Raw genomic sequence first — 18546 nt, forward strand, 5'->3', positions numbered from 1 at the left:
GAGCTCGCAAGCGGTTTAACGGCGAAGCAGGGGTAGTGAAAAGTTGCTCTCTGCTACCCTAACTAGCGGTTAAAACTCCCGAATTACGTCCTCGATGATGTCACAAGCCTCATGGAGCTGCTCTTCCGTGATAACCAGCGGCGGAGCAAACCGAATAATGTCGCCGTGAGTAGGCTTGGCCAGCACGCCACGCTCCATTAGGGTCACGCACACGTCCCAGGCGGTACGGCCATCGGCGTGCGGCTTAATTACTACGGCATTGAGCAGGCCTTTACCGCGCACCAGCTCCACCACCTCAGGGCGCTGCTGCTGCACGCGGCGCATCCGCTCCCGGAATACCTCGCCCAGGGCCCGGGCATTAGCCGTCAGCTTTTCATCAATGAGTACATCCAGCGCGGCGCGCAGTACTACCGAGGCCAGCGGGTTGCCCCCGAACGTGGAGCCGTGCTGGCCGGGCTGAATGGTAAGCATGATTTCGTTGCGCGAGAGTACCGCCGAAACGGGTAACACACCGCCGCTCAAGGCCTTGCCCAAAATCAGGATGTCGGCGTGTACGCCTTCGTAGCACACAGCCAGCAGCTCGCCGGTGCGGCCCAAGCCCGTCTGAATTTCATCGGCAATAAACAGCACGTTGTGGGCTTTGCAGATGGCAGCCGCATGGGCCAAGTAGCCTTCTGAAGGCACCATCACGCCGGCTTCACCCTGAATGGGCTCTACCAAAAAGCCGCATACGTGCGGGTTCTTCACGGCTTCCTCTAAGGCCGCCAGGTCATCGTAAGGTACTACCTGGTAGCCAGGGGTATAGGGGCCAAAGCCGCCGGTTGAATCGGGGTCGGTGCTGAAGGAGATGATGCCGGTGGTGCGGCCGTGGAAGTTGTGCTCCGCTACCACAATCACGGCTTGGTTCGGGGCAATGCCTTTCTCCTGATAACCCCACTTGCGAGCCAGTTTCAGGGCCGTTTCTACGGCCTCGGCACCCGAGTTCATGAGCAGGGCCTTGTCGTAGTTAAACAGCTCACAGATCTGTTTTTCAGCCGGACCGAGTTGGTCGTTAAAAAACGCGCGGGAAGTAAGCGTAAGCTTTTGGGCCTGCTCCGTAAGCGCCCCAATGATGCGGGGGTGGCAATGGCCTTGGTTTACAGCCGAATATGCCGATAGAAAATCATAGTAATGCTTGCCATCTACGTCCCACAGATGCACACCTTCGCCCCGGCTCAGCACCACGGGTAGCGGATGGTAATTGTGGGCGCCGTAGTGGTCTTCCAGTGCCATCAGCTCCTGGCTGCGGCCGTGTATAGTAGTGGAGGTAGCAGAGTGGGTGGTTTCCATAGGGTGGGATGGTTGCAGTGGAAGATTCAGCAAGTCAAAAGTACGCAAAAAGGTTAGAGCCCGGTTAAGCCCGGCCGGAGCTGAGCTCCACCATGGCGTAGCTGGCTACAAGTGGTAGGGTTGATAAAAATTGCCTGGAAACCAGCTACATGCACACCGTAGCTCTGCCTAGGCCAAAGCCCGCAGAACAAGTGCGCAGCGCGTCAGAGGTAAGGTAGTACAGGCAGGAGCAGCAGGAGCAGTTGCGGTTTAGGCTATTGGGCACCCTAGTCTTCCAGCGTTGCCAAGCGCTCTTCTAAGTCCAAAAACTTACCGAGGTAGTTACCTTCTTCTGCGCCCTGAGGCCGGATTACGGTCCAATCCAGTACTACCGTTTCATCTAACTCAACTGGCGCTACGGCGCTGGTGCTGCGGCTATTGGCAGCAGCCAGGCGCACAATTCGGCCACTGATGAGGCCTTGCTGCCACGTGTCTACCAATATCAGTACCGGCTCGGGGGTAGCGACTTCGTTCAGCACCTTTGCCGTCACATAGAGCCTAGTACCCGCCGGCAACCCCTGCTGAAAGCGCTGCCTAACCTGCGGCAACGTGCGGCGGGCTTCCTTCAGTGGCAAGGCCGGCACCGGTTCACCCAATCGGGCCAGCTGCCGCACCAACTGCAGAATGCCCGCATTATCGGTCGGCTGGGCCCAGGCAGTGCTCACCGGCAACCAGGCTACAAGAAAACAGAAGAGAAAGCGCATACGCGGGGAAGTAGCAGTGCCGTGCAAATAGCCCTGAATAGAGATATACAAATAAAGGGCGTCCCGGGTTTTCGTTGGCCGTAGCTCCGGCGCCAGAGTGTAACTTGCGGCTTCATCTACTGCTCGCTCTGTGGCCCAATCTGCTCCGCAACCGCTCCAGCCCGGTGACTACTACTTCACGCCGGAAGGGTATATGGTATTCACTGAGCAGTACCACTTGCGGCGGGGCAGTTGCTGCGGAAATGGTTGCCGCCATTGCCCCTGGCAGGCCGCCCGGAATAAAAAGAAGGCCCCTAGGGCCCCTGAAAATGGCTAACCTGCTATTTTTCAGGTGTTGGATTTGATTTGCTCGAACAAATACCGATATTTGCGTCCCTTTTTCTAGCATTGAAACCTTAAGCTCCTGATATCATGGCCCGAGTTTGTGATCTGACCGGCAAGCGTACCCGCGTAGGCAACAACGTTTCGCACGCCAACAACAAAACCAAGCGCAAGTTCTACCCGAACCTGCAGAAGAAGCGTTTCTACATTCCTGAGCAAGACGCCTGGGTTACGTTGAAAGTTGCCGCCAGCACTATCCGTACTATCAACAAGAACGGCATCATGTCGGTATTGAAGAAGGCGAAAGAGCAGGGCTTCATCGTTTACTAGTACTTCGTTTCTTTTCAGAAACAAAGTGAGTTTCAGCGCGAAGCTTCCGCGACGTGCAGGGTTTGGTAAGGTTCCGATACGGAGCTTTTCGGCGCTGCGCATTGTGGAAGCTTCGCGCTGTTTCTGTGTTGCCCGCCGCTGGCAGTAGGTTCCGTCCGGCTTTTTTCGCAAGTTGAGGCCTAGCTCTGCTTTCAGCGGCAACGTTGTGGGCGGGTTGCTGTCCTTGCCTGTGCTATGACCCCACTTCTGCTGAACTCTGCCCGACTGCTACTGCTGGCCGGATTGCTGACTGCCACCCCCGACGCGCAGGCCCAGCGGGCAGCCGGTCCCGACCGGCCCGCCGACTTCTTGTCGCCCTCTTTCCATAAGCAGCGGCGCGAGCTGCTCCGGCAAGCGTTGCCGGCCCGCTCGGTGGCAGTACTGTTCGCGGCTCCTGTTCGAAACCGGGCCAATGATGTGGACTTTACCTATCATCAGAACCCCGACTTTTACTACCTCACCGGCTACGATGAACCGGAGGCAGTGCTGGTTCTGTTTAAAGAGCCACAGACTATTAAAGGCCAGGCTGGCGTAACGGAAGCACTGTTTGTGCAGCCCCGCGACGCACGCGCCGAGCAGTGGACCGGTCGCCGCTTGGGCACCGAAGGCACCAAGCAGCAGTTGCAGGTGCAGTTTGTGGCCGACAACAAAGAGTTTGCCGCGGCCGGTATCAAGTGGGCCGATTTTGCGGAAGTTGCCTACCTACCGCTCCCAGCCGATGTGCGCAACGATGCCCGCAACCCCGCGGACTTATATGACCTAGTAGCCACGTTCCGGCAGCAAGCTGCCTTACCGCCTGACATGGACCCGTCCGTGGCGCAGGCCCACCAAATGATTCAGCAATACGGCCTGAGTGGCGCTGACCGGCTGCGCACCTTCCTGCAGGAAACCGCCAAGACGAATGCCAGCGCGGCGCAGGACACCTACATTCAGACTTATCTGGCAGCCAAAACTGATGCGGAGCGGCAAAAGGCCGTGGCCGGCAAGCCCACCAGTCGCTTCAATACTACTGCCCTCGATGACGCCCTAGACCAGTTGCGGGAAATAAAAACGCCCGAAGAGCTGGCGCTGCTCCGCCGGGCCGTGCGCATCAGTGCCGTGGGGCAACAAGAGGTGATGAAAGCGACCCGTCCTGAAATGGGCGAGATGGAACTGCAAGGCTTGCACGAGTACGTGTACAAAAAATATGGCGCCGAGTTTGAGGGCTACCCTAGCATAGTAGGGGCTGGCAACAACGCCTGCATTCTGCACTACACCCAAAACGACAAGCCGCAGGTGAATAATGACCTGCTGCTAATGGACTGCGGCGCTGAATACCACGGCTACACCGCCGACGTAACCCGCACCATTCCGCCCTCCGGCAAATTCACCCCAGCCCAACGGCAGATCTATGAGTTAGTATTGGCAGCTCAGGAAGCGGGTTTTGCGGCTTGCAAGCCCGGCAATGAGTTTCAGGCGCCCAACAAAGCCGCCCAAAAGGTGGTGGCTGATGGGCTGTTAAAGCTCGGTATCATAAAAAAGCCTGAGGAGGCGCGCATGTACTTTCCGCACGGTACTAGCCACTATTTGGGCCTTGATGTGCACGACCGGGGTAGCTACAAACCGCTGCAGGCGGGCACCGTCATCACGGTGGAGCCCGGAATTTATATCCCGGAAGGCAGTCCCTGCGACAAAAAGTGGTGGAACATCGGTGTGCGCATTGAGGATGATGTACTGATTACGGCCCAGGGCTACGAAAACCTCTCGCGGGAAGCCCCGCGCACCGTTGCCGAAATAGAAAGCATGATGGCCAAACCCAGCGCCCTCGACGATTTTAAGCTGCCTCAGCTGAACTAGCCCGGCGCAGGTGACTGCGCTAGCCGGCGTCGCCACACGGCACACAACATCTTTCTGCCCTGTTGCTAGGTTACCAGAGTAACTGAAGCGCTGGGCGGAAAGATGCTTTGCTGTTTGCCCGCAAAACAGGTTTTCGCTACCTACCTAAGCAGATAGCATTCATTAAGATGTTGGAGATGAATGTTTATTATATTAGATTTAGTCAATAATCATTTGCACTAACGCTATCGGCCGGAGTAGCTGGTGGGGTGCTGGTACGTATGAGGCAGCTGCTCATAGTACCGAGAGGGCTGGAAGTAGCAGACGCAGCCCGGAGCCTGACTGCTCGGAGATTTTCTATCCCCTCATCTCTGTTTTCCTGGTAACAATGCATGTTCTTCCTGCTTTCCAACCGCGCCACTGGGTGCGGGCTGGGCTGGCTATGCTCCTACTGAGCAGCCTCTCGCTTAGTGCTTGCAACGATGATGACGACAACCAGCCCGACCCCACCACTACGTATGGGGATACGGTAACCATCGGGAACGGCTCGGCCCGGAGCTTTATCACTACCTCACCTGATGGCGCGCCTACTGAGGTAGGCATGCGCATAACCGAGGCCGGCCTGACCGGGCTGCCCACCACCGATACCAATCCGCCCGCCTGGTATATGCTGCCGCTGCCGGCTACCGCCGCCAAGATTCCTTTCAACCACGTTTCCTTCGACTGGAACCCCCACGGCCACGACCCCGCTCAGATATACGACTCGCCCCACTTCGACGTGCACTTCTATACCATGCCGATGAATGAGCGCATGCAAATTGCGCCTAACGACCCCAAAGGAGAAATTGCGCCCGAAAGCAAGTACATACCCACCGGGTATGTGGCCGGCCCGGGGGTAGTACCCATGATGGGCAAACACTGGATAAACCCAGCGGGTCATGAGTTTCATGGCGAGCAGTTCACCCAAACCCTTATCTACGGCTCTTATAATGGTAACGTCACGTTCATTGAGCCGATGATAACGCTAGCCTATCTGCAAAGCAAAACCACCGAAACCTTCGACTTGCCCCAGCCGCAAGCCGTAGCCCAAACTGGCCTCTACTATCCTACAAAATACACGATCGGCTACGATGCTGCGGCTAAGGAATACACCGTTAAGCTGCACAATATGGTATTGCGCTGAGTCCTGCTAGGCCCGCCATGTGGGTAAAGCGTAAAGCCCGGTCCTGCACTGTCGGGGCTGGGTTTGGGCCTAGCCAAGGGCTAGTACGGAAGGTAGTACCGGGCGCTATGGATAATAATTGGCCGGTAAAGCACAGTTTTATTGGGAATGTCATTGACTGTTTGGCAATTCCAAAAAGGGTTGTACCTTTGCAGTCCTTAATACCAAAAAACCCCCGTCGAGATGGCTAAGAAAGGCAACCGGGTGCAGGTAATCCTTGAATGCACTGAGCATAAGAACTCGGGGCAGCCGGGCACCTCGCGCTACATCACCACCAAGAACCGTAAGAACACTCCTGAGCGCATTGAGCTGAAGAAGTTCAACTCCGTGCTCAAGAAGATGACCGTTCACAAGGAAATCAAGTAACTGAGCAATGGCTAAGAAAGTAGTAGCAACCCTGAAAACCGCTGGCGGCAAGGACTGGGCAAAAGTCATCCGTGCTGTGAAATCGGAGAAAACCGGCGCTTACACCTTCCGCGAAGAGATGGTGCCCGTTGACAAAGTGCAGGAGTACATTTCCTCCGGCGTTAAGTAAGTCGGCGCCTCTGTGGCATTCCTACCGAAGTGAAGAAGTCCCGCCTGCGTGGGACTTTTTTGCGTGTTGGGGGCTAGCGAGCTTTAGATCTTGGGGTCTGAGGTTTCAGGCGCCACCCATGCAGGCTCTTTTTGCAAATACATAGCGGCTCTTCTCATCCAGTCCCCAAGACCCTAAGACTCTAAAACCCAGTATGGGACTTTTCGATTTTTTCAAGAAGGATAAGGAAAGCAAGGAGCAGCAGCAAGCCCTTGATGAGGGGTTGCAGAAAACCAAAACCAACTTCTTTGATCAGCTCAGCAAAGCAGTAGTCGGCAAAAGTACCGTCGATGAAGCCGTGCTCGACGACCTGGAAACACTATTGGTGCATGCTGATGTGGGCATTGATACCACCGTGAAGGTGATTGACCGCATTGAGAAGCGTGTGGCCCGCGATAAATACGTGAGCACCTCGGAGCTGGACCGCATCTTGCGCGAGGAAATAATAGACCTGCTAGACCGCAACAGTGGCGCAACCGGCTCCCGCGCCATCCTCGACCGGCCCGATAATACCGGCCAGCCCTTCGTGATTATGGTAGTGGGTGTGAACGGGGTAGGAAAAACTACTACCATCGGAAAACTGGCGCACCGCTTCCACTCAGCCGGTAAAAAAGTAGTACTCGGCGCCGCCGATACCTTCCGGGCCGCGGCTGTAGACCAGCTCATCATCTGGGGACAGCGCGTGGGCGTACCGGTAATTTCGCACGGCATGAACACCGACCCCGCTTCCGTAGCCTACGATGCTGTGCAGAAGGGCGTAGAAATGGGCGCCGATGTCGTGATTATTGACACTGCCGGCCGTCTGCACAACAAGGTGAACCTGATGAACGAGCTGAGCAAGATCAAGCGCGTGATGCAGAAGGTGATTCCGGATGCGCCGCATGAAGTATTGCTGGTTCTCGATGGCAGTACTGGCCAGAACGCCTTCCTGCAAGCCAAGGAATTTACTAAAGCCACCGAAGTATCGGCCCTGGCCATCACCAAGCTCGACGGCACTGCAAAAGGCGGCGTGGTTATCGGTATCAGCGACCAGCTACAGGTGCCCGTGCGCTACATTGGCGTGGGTGAGAAAATGACTGACTTACAGCTTTTCGACCGCGCTACCTTCGTAAACTCGCTGTTTAAGAAGTAACTGCGCATCGCAACAGACTAGCTTCCACATCCTCCTGAACCTTAGGGTGCAGGAGGATGTGTGATTTTTGGGTACCTAGCAGACAACGCTTTTTGGCCCGCTGGCATCCTAAGAGTATGCAAGCTACTACTACCCTGGCTGCGCCAGCACCGCCTGTGCCACTCAATGCGTTTATGAGTCAGAAACTACGGTTTTGGTCGTTAGTAGCCATGGTGCTGCTGGTGTACGTGCACGCCTACAACCTGCACTCCCGCTACCTGCAGCCCTGGACGCCCGTTGATGAGCCCTTATCAGCGGGTACATGGCTGCAGTACTTCCTGGCCAATGGACTGTTGCGCTTCCGCATCCCAATTCTGTTTGCCATTTCCGGCTACTTGTTTGCCCACCATGATGGCAGCGCACCCCACAAAGTCCGGGTGAAGCGCCGCGTGCGCACGCTGCTGCTGCGGTGGCTCCTGATTCAGGTGCCGTTTCAGCTGTGGTTTTTGCGCAGTTTGCTGGTGTATAACCTGGCCTACCCCTGGATGCGCCGGGCCCTGGAACGGGCACCGAAAGTGTATTTTGGAATTGCTGGGCTGATGTGGCTAATGGGGTTCGGAATACCTCCTTTTTTTTGAGGGAACCGGCTTGGTGTTTTTTGCGCTGGGTGTGCTATTGCGCAAACGTGAGACGGATGTCCTGACTCCTCCGCGGTGGTTTAAGGCCGGCTTGCTGCTAGCCGTGTGGCTAGGGCTGTTGGCCATCAAAACCTGGATGGCCTTTCATTTCGAGCAGCCGCCCTTTATCCCGATGCTTTTGCTGCACAAATCGGCGGAGGCGTTGGGCGTGGTGCTCATGTAGTTTGGGGCCGATGGGCTGGTACGCGTGGCTATGCGCCAACGGTGGTTTGTGTGGCTTACGGGCTTCTCATTTATGATTTACGGCCTGCACGTGCCGCTGGTAAACTACGCCACGGAAGCGGCTTTGTGCCTCTGGCCGGGCCAAAACCTAGCTGTATACCTCGTACTGCCCTTGCTGATTGTGCTGATAGCGGTAGTACTAGGTGCCCTGTTGCGGCGAACCGTGCCGGGCGTGTACAGTGCCCTGACGGGCGGGCGTGGGTTGTAGCGGGTTGGCGAGGTCGGAGGCGCTAGTGTTTGTCGAGCCCATCAGTTCAGCCTTTGGAACGTTCACCTTAGGAAAAGGCGTTGCCGAGTTCGTACCTTTGCGGTCCAAAATTCGCCGCGAGCCGTAGCGGGCAACTTTCTCACTCAGAAGAAATTGCCCGGCCGCCCGCCAACATACGCAGCATGAAAGTTAGAAGCCAGCAGGCCAATAAAGTGAACGTCATCACCCTCGGGTGTTCCAAAAACCTCGTCGACTCAGAAGTGCTGATGGGCCAGCTCCGTGCCAATCAGTTTGATGTAACGCACGAAGCCGACAAGAGCGACGCCAACATCGTCATCATCAATACTTGCGGTTTCATTGATAACGCCAAGCAGGAAAGCATCGACACTATTCTGCGCTACGCCGATGAAAAGATGGCGGGTAAGCTGGATAAGCTGTACGTAACCGGCTGCCTATCTCAGCGTTACAAAGATGACTTGGAGCAGGAAATTCCGCAGGTAGATGCTTACTTCGGCACCTTGGAGCTACCGCAGCTGATGAAGACGCTGGAGGCCGACTACAAGCACGAGCTGATTGGCGAGCGGCTGCTCACTACCCCGTCGCACTACGCCTACTTCAAAATTGCGGAGGGCTGCAACCGCCCTTGCTCGTTCTGCGCCATTCCCCTGATGCGCGGCAAACACCAGGATCGTCCTATCGAGGACCTGGTAAAAGAAGCCACTCGTTTGGCTTCTTTGGGTACCAAGGAGCTGATTCTGATTGCGCAGGACTTGACCTACTATGGCCTGCAACACTACGGCGAGCGGAAGCTGGCCGACCTGATGCGCCACCTCTCCGACGTGCCCGGCATCGACTGGATTCGGTTGCAATATGCCTACCCCTCGCAGTTTCCGATGGATGCCCTGGACGTGATGAACGAACGGGAAAACATCTGCAAGTACCTGGATATGCCTCTGCAGCATATTTCTGATAACATGTTGAAAACCATGCGCCGCGGCATCAGTAAGCGCCGCACGGTGGAGCTGGTAGATACCATTCGGCAGCGCGTGCCCAACATTGCCCTGCGTACCACGCTTATTGCCGGCCACCCCGGCGAAACCCAGCAAGACTTCGAAGACCTTTACAACTTTGTGGAGGAAACGCGCTTCGACCGCCTGGGCATCTTCACCTACTCGCACGAAGACAACACCCACTCCTTCACCCTGCCCGACGATGTGCCGGCTGAGGTAAAGCAGGACCGTGCCGACCAGATTATGGAGTTGCAGCAAGGCATTTCGATGGAGCTGAACGAGGAGAAAGTAGGCCAGACGTACAAAGTGCTCTTCGACCGCAAGGAAAGCGGCTACTTTGTGGGCCGTACCCAGTTCGACTCGCCCGAAGTAGACAATGAAGTGCTGGTGCCCGCCACCAAAGACACCTATGTCCGCCTCGGCGACTTTGCCCAGGTGCAGATTACCGAAGCTTCGGACTTTGACCTGTACGGCAAGCTAGTATAGCGGTAAAGTAAGGTGTATTAGTAATTGGCTGTCAGTGGAATGAATTTCTGCTGGCAGCCAATTTTATTTGTGTGCGCTAGGTGCCCGATGAGCTGAAACCCATTAACGCCGGGCTCAAAAACAGGAGCTAAGAAAATACCCAGTTACTTTGTAGCCGCTGGCCGGTTATAGCCGGATTATTCCCTTTCGTATGCCCGTCACGACCTTGCGCTACGCCGATACCGGCGCGTTTTCCCCTCTGCTTACCGATTATCTGGCCCGCCACGAAGCTCTAGCGCCCTTTTACCACCGCTTTCCAGAGCTGGATGCTTTTCAGGCGCAACTACAGGAGAAGCAGGCCAGCTATACTCCGGAAGCCCGGCAGCGGCTGGTAACTGCCTTACGCGAGCAATATGCCACACTGCCCTCGGTGCACCCGGCGGTGCAAGCCAACCTGGCCCTGCTGGAAAAGGACACTACCTTCACTATTACCACTGGTCACCAGCTCAATCTGCTCACGGGCCCGCTATACTTCATTTATAAGATTGTAACGGCAGTGAAGCTGAGCCGTCAGCTCAAAGAAAAGTATCCGCAGTACGATTTCGTGCCGGTGTACTGGATGGCCTCTGAAGACCACGACTTCGCCGAAATCAACCACTTCAACCTGTTTGGGAAACAATACGAGTGGAACGCCACCGAAACGGGCGGCCCAGTAGGCAGGCTGAAGCTGGACGGGTTTAAAGAGCAGCTACTCGACCAGCTGCCCGCCGATGTGCCCGCCTTGTTCCGTACCGCTTATCAGGAAACCGATACCCTAGCCGCTGCCACCCGCCGCCTCACCCATGACTTATTCGGGGAGCTAGGGCTAGTAAGCCTAGATGCCGACGCGCCCGCACTCAAGCAGGCCTTGGTGCCGGTGCTGGAAAAAGAAATTCAGGAGCAGGCTTCTAACCGTGCCGTGCAGGCTGCCAATGCCCAGCTGGAAGCCGCCGGCTACAAGCCGCAGGTGTATTCACGCCCGCTCAACCTGTTTTTCCTGACTGATGGGGGCAAACGGGAGCGGCTGGAATACGATGCTGCCCAGGATTGCGTGCAGATTACAGTGCGCAACACCGGGCGCTGCCACAGTCAGCAGGAACTGCTGGAGCTGGTTCGCCAGCACCCCGAGCAGTTCAGCCCGAACGTAGTGTTGCGGCCGCTGTACCAGGAGTTGTTGCTGCCGAACCTCTGCTACATTGGGGGCGGAGCCGAAGTGGCTTACTGGTTTCAGCTGAAAGGCGTATTCGAGGAAAACGGTGTTCTGTTTCCTATCCTGCTGCCCCGTAACTCGGCCCAATACATTGGCAAGGCCAACGCTGGTAAGCTGCGCAAACTGGGCCTGACTTCCACCGATATTTTCCGGCCCCTGCCGGAGCTCAAGAAGCAAGTAGGTGCCACCTTAGGCCAAGAGGAGGTGAGCCTGAAAGAGCAACAGCAGCAGCTAGCCGCCGCCTTCCAGGCCGTATCCGACCTAGCCCAACGTCTCGATCCAACCCTCGTGAAAACGGTGGCGGCTGAGCAGCAAAAAGTAAGCGGCATTGTAACAGGCCTGGAAAAGCGCCTAAGCAAAGCCGCCGAAGCCAAGCACGAAACCGCCTACAGCCAGCTCACAGCTCTCAAAGACAAGCTTATGCCCGGCGGCCACCTCCAAGAGCGCACCGACAACGTTCTGAGCATTCTCATCAACAATCCGCAGTTTATTCAGCAGCTTGTGGAGGCCTTCGACCCATTGGCGCTGGAGTTCACGGTGCTGGAAGAGGAGTAAGCGCCCGCCGCGTTTCCTGAAAATATTGTCTTACTTCACAACGGCCCGCTTCTGCCTGATGCGGGCCGTTTCTTTGCTCGCTCCTTATGCTCAAAGCCGACCTTCGTCGCCAAGCCCTAGCTCACCGGCGTGCCCTACCCGATGAGGAACTAGCGCGCCGCAGTACTGCGCTGTGGCAGCAGTTGCGGCAGGAGTTTGACCTAGCAAGCTGGCAGTGGCTGCACGTATTTCTGCCCATTCCGCAGCACAAGGAGCCCAATACCTGGGCCCTGATTCAGCAGGTGTGGGCGGAGGTGCCCGGTCTGCAACTCGCCGTGCCCGTGGTGCAGCCCGATGGCCAAACGCTTCGGCACTATCACTTGACCGCCGCCACCCACCTAGTAACCAACCGCTGGGGCATACCCGAGCCGGTGGACGCCACGGAGGTAGTACCCGCGCAGCTGGATGCCGTGCTGATTCCGCTGCTGGCTTTTGATGAATCCGGCCACCGGGTAGGCTACGGTAAAGGCTTCTACGACCATTTCCTAGGTCAGTGCCGGCCAGAAACCGTGCGTATTGGCGTGAGCCTGGAGTCGCCGGTGCCGCGTATTACCGATGCCTGGGCAGGGGATGTGCGCCTGCATGCCTGCCTCACGCCGGAGCAGGTGTGGCGGTTTGAAAGCTGAAGCAGCCTAGTGAGAAAGAGTATATAGCGTAACAGCAATAACTCCAAGGAGCGGCCCGTTAGGTGGAAAAGAGTCACAGGATTCACCTCAACCACCACACCGTTATGGCTGACATTCAAGCATCTCCGGTTACGCGCGGCGGCAAGCCCCGTGCGAAGAAACATGCCTTCCGCCTTGATATGACGCCCATGGTGGACCTGGCGTTTCTGCTGCTGACTTTTTTCATGCTCACGACCACCTTCAACAAGCCTTCCGTGATGGATCTGCAGATGCCGGTGCAGGATGCTGCCAAGCAAAAAAGCCCCGTTTCTGATAAGAAAGCACTCACATTGGTTTTGGGCAAAGGAGGCCAAGTACACTACTTCTTCGGGCTGAATGAAGCGGGAAATGCTGCCAAAGCCGCTGCCACGAAGTTGTTCACTACTGACTTTAGCGCAAGCGGTTTGCGGCAGGTACTTCTGAAGCGCCAGCAGCAACAGCCCGCGCCCATCGTGCTGATCAAAACGGGCCCGGGCGCTACTTACCAGGATTTGGTGAATGCCTTGGATGAGATGAACATCACGGATCAGAAAAAATATGCGCTAACTGAGTTAGACCTCGCCGATCGGCAATTACTTGCCAGTCGGAACTTGTAGAGTAAGCCAGTTCCGTAAATAAGCAGAAGGCCGAACCTGTACCCCAGGTTCGGCCTTCTGCTTATTTACGGGTAGTGTTTCCTGCGTTGGGTTCACTATTGGCCTGCCCCTGAGTGTCAGTGGCTTTTTTGCGGGTACTGGTGGGGCGGGTGTTCTGGCGCTGAGCCGCCAGCACATCGGCCAGAGTAGATAAATTAGCTTTCATGGAGTAGTAAAAGGAAGGATTACAACAACATGCAATAGGTAACTAGCAGAAGTAGAGGCGAAAATAGTACGCTAATATAAGGCCGCCGGCCAAATAACAGCCTGCGTTTTCGCCTCCCGGCACTACTTAGTACCCGTTTCGACTTTCGTAATGCGGGCTTGGCCCCAGGGGGCAATACTTACTTGCACGCGCAGGCTTTGGCGGCGCTCTAGGTCGCGGCCGGCACCTTCTGGCACATAGTAACGCTCTAGCCCGTAGCGTAGGCGCAACCCACGGCGCCACACATCCTGCACTGAGCCGCGCAGTACGGCTTGGTTACCGGTGGTAGTGGGCTGCTCGGGGTAAACGGCTAGCGCTTCGTAGGTGCCATCGGGTTTTGGCTCCAGCAGCACGTAGGCGGGCTCATGGCGGCGCGGCATGGCCCCTCCTCGCCAAAGCCGGCCCGGCAGCTCGCTTATTTGGTAGCGTAGGGTCACGTAGTCGCCGTACAATAGGTCGCGCGGGTCGATGGGGCTCGTGCGTAGCACAATGGTGCGGCCTAGTGCGGCCGTTGCATAGCCAGCGGCCGCCACGCCCAGCACAAACAGCACCTGCGCTAGCACCAGCCATTGCAGCCACCGCCGCCGACGCGGCTCCGGCAGTTCAGGCAGCGGCTTCACCAGGGCAGGCGCTACTACCGGTTCAGGTGAGTTAGGGTAGGTAGAACTCATGACTGAGGCGGAGCGGTGGAAGAAAACGTGCGGGCTGCCCGGCGCCTTAGCCACCAGCTCAGGCCCAAGAGCAGCAAGCCTCCCAGCAGGAAAAACAACGACTTATCCAGGAAACCCCAGGTCAGCTTAAAGTAGGCTACGGCTGTAGTGAGAATAAACAATACGGTGCCCAGCGTCACACGGTCTTGGTTTTGCTCTTGGTGAGCCCGCAGCAATACCGAGCCCGAATACGCGTACAGCACAACCAGCGTAGCTACTGCCAGCGGCAAGCCGCCCGTAAAATAGAAACCTGGCAGCAGCAGTAGCCAATCGGTGAGGCTGCCGAGGCGGCCGCGCTGCCGTTTGCCCAGCACCGAAATAGCTAGTACTGCACTTAACGCGGCCAGGTAGGGCAGTAAGGGTGCACGCAGTTGCCCGGCATAAAAATCAGATTCGCCGAACAAGGCCAGCCCGAGCGTAAACAGGAAAGCCGCCACCAATGGCGGCCCCTGCAACGCTCGCCCGGCCGGCCGATCCGGCTGCCAGTCGCCGAAACTGTACACGAGCATAGCCGGGATGAAAAACCACGTGATTTTGACGTGCAAGTGGTTGATGAGCAGCGCCGCCTGCCAGAGCAGACCCGTGGCGAGCACGCCCCCTAGCAACGAATCAGGCCGGCGCCACCAATAGTAGCCCAGGCCCACCGCCGTACCTATGGCCGTGAGGTAACTGAAGGCGCCAAGCTGCCCGGTGTTGTACCCTTGTACAATGCCGCTGATAACGGCGGTCATCAGGAACAGGAGGCGACTGCGGTACAGCCAGGTAAGGCCCATACCTGCTACGGCCCAAGCCAGCAGCCCCGTGAGGTCGTAGCCGATGAGCTGGTACAGCTGACTGGTGAGTACAATACTGGCCCCGAACAGAATCAACCCCAGGGCAATCAGGCCCATCCCGAGGTTGAGGTTGCCGCGCCGCCGGAAGTACTCGCCACCGGCGTAGGCCGCGCATAGTGCGCCGAGCAGCAACGCTAGCCTCACTGCCTCGGGCAACCCCTGCCAGTTAGCCGCGACCACGCTCAGAGCACTTAGACCAACCAGCAGGCTCCCCAGGAGCGGCAACAAGCCAATAGCGGTGGCATCAGCAGGGTAGAGGGTCAGCAGTTGTTCTCGCTGTGCCTCGGTAATTATGCCCTGCTGCACCCATTCCCGCCCGTCGGTTTCTAAAAGCTTACGACTCATATTAGCCCCAACTTACGCAGGATGCAGAGAAAACAGTTGACTTCTCTGCTTATGCTGCCCGGTTGCCGGAAGTGGTACCTTGCAGCCGTCTATTATTAAACTTGATTCGAGTATGCTAGGCTTCTTCCAAAAAATACCGGTTCATGTAAAACTCTATCCAAACGAAATAGAAGTTACAGACTTGCGTACTAACCGCACCATCCGTCGAATTGCTAACCAGAAGTTCTCATCTTCGCGAATGTTGCTAGCAGACTTTCATACGGCCGAATCCTTGATCAAGAGTACTTTAGGAGAACTAGGCCTTCGCGACAAGATGCTAAAAGTGGCAGCGCAGCAGATGGTAGATTTAGGTGGTGGCATATCGGCCACTGAGCAAAGACAGCTCCGAGATACATGTGAGTTTGTCGGCTCTGCTTTTAATATCCTACTCTTGCACACGAGGGAAGTACCTGCCGCTGAAGTGCTAGGGCTGCTGGAGTTGAAAAGGGAAGAACTGCCTACGGATGTAATATGGTAATGCCCAAGCCGATATTATTCTCTGCTTAGCGCTTCCAGGCCCGCGTCATTTCGCGCTTGCCGGGTGGGCCCGGAATCCGCTCTACTAGCCAGCCAGCGGCCTTAAGGCTGCGCTTGAAGGAGCCTTTGGCGCAGTAGCTCACCAACACCCCACCCGGAGCGGTAGCTTGGTAGAGTTGAGCAAATACCTCGTCGGTCCACATATCGGGCTGCTTTTCCGGCGCGAAGGCATCGAAGTAGATGACGTGGTACGTGTCGTCGGGCAGCAGCGTGGCTTGCAGCTCGCCGGAGTGCTTAAGCAGCAGAAAATTAGGCGTAAGAATCACGGGCCGATTCCAGGTGGCGGCGTGCAGCTGGTGCTGGTAATCAAGCAGATCAGGGTGAGAGAGGTGATAGTTCTCGGTGTTCATCTGGCTTATAACTGACCAGGGCAGCGGAAACTTCTCGATGGTATCGTAGAAGATGGTTTGCTCCGTGGTCAGGCTGCGCTCCAGCGTGAGCAGGGCATTCAGGCCCGTCCCGAACCCTACTTCCAACACCCACACCGATTCGGTAACTTCGGCCAGCAGCGGCTCCAGTCCGGCGGCTAGGTATACGTGCCGGGCTTCCTGCAATGCCCCGTGCGTGCTGTGATAGTGCTCATTAAGCTCGGGTACAAACAGGGTGCTGGAGCCGTCGGCGGTAGCGCGGACTTCGACGTGGGGCGTAGACATGGTGTTGGAAAAGAACAGAAGATAGGACAGGCGGCAGCAGTGCCTAGTCCGGCGCCACGCTTGGCTAATATACTGCGTTTCGGGTTTCAACGCTATAAGGCCCTAGCTGCTGTGCGGTTGGAGCTGCTGGTAGGGCTAGCGGTATGTAGTTTACCCGGCGAAAACCTGCGTACTTTATTTGTGTTCACTTAAGCTGCTGCTATGCCCCGCGTAAAAGTCGCCCTTCCCGAAACCTACCTGCTCGCAGTCGAAATTCCGGTGCGCATCACCGACCTCAACTACGGGGCCCACCTCGGCAACGATGCCCTGCTCAGCATCCTGCATGAGGCCCGCGTACAGTTTCTGCGCCACCTGGGCCACGCCGAGTTCGACCCCGCTACGGGCCTAGGCCACATTATGGCTGATGTAGCCATTGAGTACAAGGGTGAAGGGTTTTATGGCGACGTACTGCACATTCAGATGGCCGCCACCGACCTCAACAAGTATGGGTTCGACTTGGTGTATTGGGTAAAAAACCAGGACGGCAAGGAAATAGCTCGCGCCAAAACCGGCATGTTGGGCTTCAACTACAACACCCGCCAGCTACTACCCCTCACCGAGGACTATACCGCCCGCCTGAATGGAGCAGGCCAGTGAATGAACAGCAAAGATTTGTCATCCTGAGTGGAGCGAAGCGCCCTACCATGTTAGCATGACAATCGTTTTCAAGACTTTTGCCGGCGTGATGAAGTCCTTTGCTCGGCTTAGAATGATAGCCAGATGTAGCTGCAGTACTTCATCCTATGGCTACTTCTCTTACCGGCACTTTTTTCAGTTTCAGCGGGTTGAGGGATGTTCTCAGAAAGAAGAGGTATGGCTTCGTCTTTCTGCCTTGTATCTTTGCCGTTATGATGATTGACCTGCCCGTAGTTTCTAAGCGCGATATCCGCAAACTCACCCCCGACGAGCTCAAGGCCTTTATGGTGGAGCACGGCGAGAAGCCTTTCCGTGCCAAGCAGGTACTGGAGTGGCTGTGGAAGAACACGGCGGGCACGTTTGAAGAGATGAACAACATCTCGTTGGCTACGCGCGAGCTGCTGGCGCGGCACTTCGTTATCAACGGCGTGCAGGTGCAGAACTCGCAGCTTTCCAACGATGGAACCATCAAATCGGCGTTCCGGCTCTACGATGGCAACATTGTGGAAGGCGTGCTCATCCCGCACGATACCCGCATGACGGCCTGCATCAGCTCGCAGGTGGGGTGCTCCCTTACCTGCAAATTTTGCGCTACCGGCTACATGGACCGCAAGCGCAACCTCGATGCCGCCGAAATCTATGACCAAGTAGTGCGCATCCGGGAGCAGTGCGAGGCCCAGTATGGCACGCCGCTCACCAACATCGTGTACATGGGCATGGGCGAGCCGCTGCTCAACTACGCCAACGTAGTAAAAAGCATTGAGCGCATCACCGCCCCCGATGGCCTGAATATGGCGCCGCGCCGCATCACCGTCAGCACTGCCGGCATTGCCAAAATGATCAAGAAGCTGGCCGATGATGGCGTAAAAGCTAACCTGGCCCTCTCACTGCACGCCCCAAACGATACCAAGCGCAACGAAATCATGCCCATCAACGAAGCCAACTCGCTGGCCTCGTTGCAGGACGCGCTGAAGCATTACCACCAGGTAACGGGCCGCAAGGTAACCTACGAGTACATCGTGTTCGAGAGCTTCAACGACACGCTACAAGATGCTGAGGAATTGTACCAGATTTCGAAGTGGATTCCCTGCAAAGTGAACCTGATTGAGTACAACCCCATTGAAAACGCCGATTACGTGAACACCGCCGACGACAAGTTGGTGGCCTTCCACAAGTACCTAGCCGACCGTGGCGTGCAAACCAACGTGCGCCGCTCGCGCGGCAAAGACATTGACGCTGCCTGTGGCCAGCTGGCCGTGAAAGAGAAAACGGTAGTGGCCTAGGCCAGTATTACAAGCAAAACAGCCCCATCATTAGAA

At 56.6% G+C, this 18546-nt stretch carries 23 protein-coding genes; 17 read left to right on the forward strand and 6 right to left on the reverse strand.

Annotation, left to right across the window (positions count from 1 at the left end):
- Window positions 1-69: 69 nt before the first annotated feature.
- Together rocD and ACYVGU_RS14925 are read right to left on the reverse strand one after the other, a co-directional pair.
- Entirely contained in the window at window positions 70-1329 is a 1260-nt protein-coding gene (gene rocD / locus ACYVGU_RS14920) for an ornithine aminotransferase (protein WP_460613426.1), read from the reverse strand.
- A 266-nt stretch (window positions 1330-1595) separates the two neighbouring features.
- Entirely contained in the window at window positions 1596-2072 is a 477-nt protein-coding gene (locus ACYVGU_RS14925; RefSeq protein ID WP_460622716.1) for a hypothetical protein, read from the reverse strand.
- Window positions 2073-2202: 130 nt separating this feature from the next.
- On the opposite strand from ACYVGU_RS14925, the gene ACYVGU_RS14930 reads away from it, so the two are divergent.
- From ACYVGU_RS14930 to ACYVGU_RS14995, 14 genes are all read left to right on the forward strand, one after another.
- Entirely contained in the window at window positions 2203-2388 is a 186-nt protein-coding gene (locus tag ACYVGU_RS14930; RefSeq protein WP_460613428.1) for a DUF5522 domain-containing protein, read from the forward strand.
- A gap of 95 nt (window positions 2389-2483) precedes the next feature.
- The gene (rpmB, locus tag ACYVGU_RS14935) at window positions 2484-2723 is read left to right on the forward strand and encodes a 50S ribosomal protein L28 (protein WP_110976335.1); all 240 of its coding nucleotides are present in this window, start codon (window positions 2484-2486) and stop codon (window positions 2721-2723) included.
- Window positions 2724-2957: 234 nt separating this feature from the next.
- Complete coding sequence (locus tag ACYVGU_RS14940; RefSeq protein ID WP_460622717.1) at window positions 2958-4598, forward strand: aminopeptidase P family protein; 1641 nt, start codon at window positions 2958-2960, stop codon at window positions 4596-4598.
- Window positions 4599-4965: 367 nt separating this feature from the next.
- Window positions 4966-5760 carry a DUF5602 domain-containing protein gene (locus tag ACYVGU_RS14945; protein WP_460622718.1) on the forward strand — a complete coding sequence of 265 codons (795 nt, stop codon included), beginning with the start codon at window positions 4966-4968 and terminating at the stop codon, window positions 5758-5760.
- Between the two features lie 222 nt (window positions 5761-5982).
- Entirely contained in the window at window positions 5983-6165 is a 183-nt protein-coding gene (rpmG, locus tag ACYVGU_RS14950) for a 50S ribosomal protein L33 (protein ID WP_044510387.1), read from the forward strand.
- Between the two features lie 7 nt (window positions 6166-6172).
- A complete protein-coding gene (locus ACYVGU_RS14955) occupies window positions 6173-6334 on the forward strand; it encodes a DUF4295 domain-containing protein (protein WP_460613431.1) in 162 nt (53 codons plus the stop codon).
- 193 nt (window positions 6335-6527) lie between these two features.
- Window positions 6528-7505 (forward strand): signal recognition particle-docking protein FtsY, encoded by a 978-nt coding sequence (ftsY, locus tag ACYVGU_RS14960; protein WP_460613432.1) that lies wholly within the window; start codon window positions 6528-6530, stop codon window positions 7503-7505.
- Between the two features lie 116 nt (window positions 7506-7621).
- Entirely contained in the window at window positions 7622-8122 is a 501-nt protein-coding gene (locus ACYVGU_RS14965; protein ID WP_460622719.1) for a hypothetical protein, read from the forward strand.
- Between the two features lie 31 nt (window positions 8123-8153).
- Window positions 8154-8345: a hypothetical protein gene (locus ACYVGU_RS14970; RefSeq protein ID WP_460622720.1), complete on the forward strand. Its 192-nt coding sequence runs from the start codon at window positions 8154-8156 to the stop codon at window positions 8343-8345.
- A gap of 30 nt (window positions 8346-8375) precedes the next feature.
- The gene (locus ACYVGU_RS14975) at window positions 8376-8612 is read left to right on the forward strand and encodes a hypothetical protein (protein WP_460622721.1); all 237 of its coding nucleotides are present in this window, start codon (window positions 8376-8378) and stop codon (window positions 8610-8612) included.
- Between the two features lie 182 nt (window positions 8613-8794).
- On the forward strand, window positions 8795-10108 hold the full coding sequence (gene rimO, locus ACYVGU_RS14980; protein ID WP_460622722.1) for a MiaB/RimO family radical SAM methylthiotransferase: 1314 nt from the start codon (window positions 8795-8797) through the stop codon (window positions 10106-10108).
- Window positions 10109-10298: 190 nt separating this feature from the next.
- Window positions 10299-11891: a bacillithiol biosynthesis cysteine-adding enzyme BshC gene (gene bshC, locus ACYVGU_RS14985; protein ID WP_460622723.1), complete on the forward strand. Its 1593-nt coding sequence runs from the start codon at window positions 10299-10301 to the stop codon at window positions 11889-11891.
- A gap of 86 nt (window positions 11892-11977) precedes the next feature.
- On the forward strand, window positions 11978-12556 hold the full coding sequence (locus tag ACYVGU_RS14990) for a 5-formyltetrahydrofolate cyclo-ligase (protein WP_460622724.1): 579 nt from the start codon (window positions 11978-11980) through the stop codon (window positions 12554-12556).
- 104 nt (window positions 12557-12660) lie between these two features.
- Complete coding sequence (locus tag ACYVGU_RS14995; RefSeq protein ID WP_460622725.1) at window positions 12661-13191, forward strand: ExbD/TolR family protein; 531 nt, start codon at window positions 12661-12663, stop codon at window positions 13189-13191.
- Window positions 13192-13252: 61 nt separating this feature from the next.
- Here the strand turns inward: ACYVGU_RS14995 and ACYVGU_RS15000 are convergent, their stop codons facing one another.
- The 3 genes from ACYVGU_RS15000 to ACYVGU_RS15010 all read right to left on the reverse strand — a co-directional run bounded on the left by ACYVGU_RS15000 (window position 13253) and on the right by ACYVGU_RS15010 (window position 15323).
- Window positions 13253-13396, reverse strand: coding sequence for a hypothetical protein (locus ACYVGU_RS15000; RefSeq protein WP_460622726.1), 144 nt, complete (start codon window positions 13394-13396; stop codon window positions 13253-13255).
- A 122-nt stretch (window positions 13397-13518) separates the two neighbouring features.
- A complete protein-coding gene (locus ACYVGU_RS15005; RefSeq protein ID WP_460622727.1) occupies window positions 13519-14106 on the reverse strand; it encodes a GDYXXLXY domain-containing protein in 588 nt (195 codons plus the stop codon).
- The gene (locus ACYVGU_RS15010; RefSeq protein ID WP_460622728.1) at window positions 14103-15323 is read right to left on the reverse strand and encodes a DUF2157 domain-containing protein; all 1221 of its coding nucleotides are present in this window, start codon (window positions 15321-15323) and stop codon (window positions 14103-14105) included. Before ACYVGU_RS15010 ends, ACYVGU_RS15005 begins: the two co-directional genes overlap by 4 nt.
- A gap of 112 nt (window positions 15324-15435) precedes the next feature.
- Here ACYVGU_RS15010 and ACYVGU_RS15015 point away from each other — a divergent pair, with 112 nt between their 5' ends.
- Complete coding sequence (locus ACYVGU_RS15015; protein WP_460622729.1) at window positions 15436-15840, forward strand: hypothetical protein; 405 nt, start codon at window positions 15436-15438, stop codon at window positions 15838-15840.
- A gap of 25 nt (window positions 15841-15865) precedes the next feature.
- Here the strand turns inward: ACYVGU_RS15015 and mnmC2 are convergent, their stop codons facing one another.
- Complete coding sequence (gene mnmC2, locus ACYVGU_RS15020) at window positions 15866-16552, reverse strand: tRNA (5-methylaminomethyl-2-thiouridine)(34)-methyltransferase MnmD (protein ID WP_460622730.1); 687 nt, start codon at window positions 16550-16552, stop codon at window positions 15866-15868.
- A gap of 201 nt (window positions 16553-16753) precedes the next feature.
- Here mnmC2 and ACYVGU_RS15025 point away from each other — a divergent pair, with 201 nt between their 5' ends.
- Together ACYVGU_RS15025 and rlmN are read left to right on the forward strand one after the other, a co-directional pair.
- Entirely contained in the window at window positions 16754-17188 is a 435-nt protein-coding gene (locus tag ACYVGU_RS15025) for a thioesterase family protein (RefSeq protein WP_460622731.1), read from the forward strand.
- 254 nt (window positions 17189-17442) lie between these two features.
- Window positions 17443-18510 (forward strand): 23S rRNA (adenine(2503)-C(2))-methyltransferase RlmN, encoded by a 1068-nt coding sequence (gene rlmN / locus ACYVGU_RS15030; RefSeq protein ID WP_460614304.1) that lies wholly within the window; start codon window positions 17443-17445, stop codon window positions 18508-18510.
- Window positions 18511-18546 lie beyond the last annotated feature (36 nt).

The sequence above is a fragment of the Hymenobacter tenuis genome (assembly GCF_054780495.1).

Excerpts from the sequence above, each read along its gene's own strand:
- ACYVGU_RS14925 (WP_460622716.1), bottom strand. The coding sequence starts at position 2,072 with ATGCGCTTTCTCTTCTGTTTTCTTGTAGCCTGGTTGCCGGTGAGCACT.
- ACYVGU_RS14955 (WP_460613431.1), top strand. The coding sequence starts at position 6,173 with ATGGCTAAGAAAGTAGTAGCAACCCTGAAAACCGCTGGCGGCAAGGAC.
- ACYVGU_RS14975 (WP_460622721.1), top strand. The coding sequence starts at position 8,376 with ATGCGCCAACGGTGGTTTGTGTGGCTTACGGGCTTCTCATTTATGATT.
- rocD (WP_460613426.1), bottom strand. The coding sequence starts at position 1,329 with ATGGAAACCACCCACTCTGCTACCTCCACTACTATACACGGCCGCAGC.
- ACYVGU_RS14990 (WP_460622724.1), top strand. The coding sequence starts at position 11,978 with ATGCTCAAAGCCGACCTTCGTCGCCAAGCCCTAGCTCACCGGCGTGCC.
- ACYVGU_RS15000 (WP_460622726.1), bottom strand. The coding sequence starts at position 13,396 with ATGAAAGCTAATTTATCTACTCTGGCCGATGTGCTGGCGGCTCAGCGC.
- ftsY (WP_460613432.1), top strand. The coding sequence starts at position 6,528 with ATGGGACTTTTCGATTTTTTCAAGAAGGATAAGGAAAGCAAGGAGCAG.
- ACYVGU_RS14995 (WP_460622725.1), top strand. The coding sequence starts at position 12,661 with ATGGCTGACATTCAAGCATCTCCGGTTACGCGCGGCGGCAAGCCCCGT.
- mnmC2 (WP_460622730.1), bottom strand. The coding sequence starts at position 16,552 with ATGTCTACGCCCCACGTCGAAGTCCGCGCTACCGCCGACGGCTCCAGC.
- ACYVGU_RS15025 (WP_460622731.1), top strand. The coding sequence starts at position 16,754 with ATGCCCCGCGTAAAAGTCGCCCTTCCCGAAACCTACCTGCTCGCAGTC.
- rpmG (WP_044510387.1), top strand. The coding sequence starts at position 5,983 with ATGGCTAAGAAAGGCAACCGGGTGCAGGTAATCCTTGAATGCACTGAG.
- ACYVGU_RS15015 (WP_460622729.1), top strand. The coding sequence starts at position 15,436 with ATGCTAGGCTTCTTCCAAAAAATACCGGTTCATGTAAAACTCTATCCA.
- bshC (WP_460622723.1), top strand. The coding sequence starts at position 10,299 with ATGCCCGTCACGACCTTGCGCTACGCCGATACCGGCGCGTTTTCCCCT.
- ACYVGU_RS14965 (WP_460622719.1), top strand. The coding sequence starts at position 7,622 with ATGCAAGCTACTACTACCCTGGCTGCGCCAGCACCGCCTGTGCCACTC.
- rpmB (WP_110976335.1), top strand. The coding sequence starts at position 2,484 with ATGGCCCGAGTTTGTGATCTGACCGGCAAGCGTACCCGCGTAGGCAAC.
- rimO (WP_460622722.1), top strand. The coding sequence starts at position 8,795 with ATGAAAGTTAGAAGCCAGCAGGCCAATAAAGTGAACGTCATCACCCTC.
- ACYVGU_RS15010 (WP_460622728.1), bottom strand. The coding sequence starts at position 15,323 with ATGAGTCGTAAGCTTTTAGAAACCGACGGGCGGGAATGGGTGCAGCAG.
- ACYVGU_RS14945 (WP_460622718.1), top strand. The coding sequence starts at position 4,966 with ATGCATGTTCTTCCTGCTTTCCAACCGCGCCACTGGGTGCGGGCTGGG.
- ACYVGU_RS14940 (WP_460622717.1), top strand. The coding sequence starts at position 2,958 with ATGACCCCACTTCTGCTGAACTCTGCCCGACTGCTACTGCTGGCCGGA.
- ACYVGU_RS15005 (WP_460622727.1), bottom strand. The coding sequence starts at position 14,106 with ATGAGTTCTACCTACCCTAACTCACCTGAACCGGTAGTAGCGCCTGCC.
- rlmN (WP_460614304.1), top strand. The coding sequence starts at position 17,443 with ATGATTGACCTGCCCGTAGTTTCTAAGCGCGATATCCGCAAACTCACC.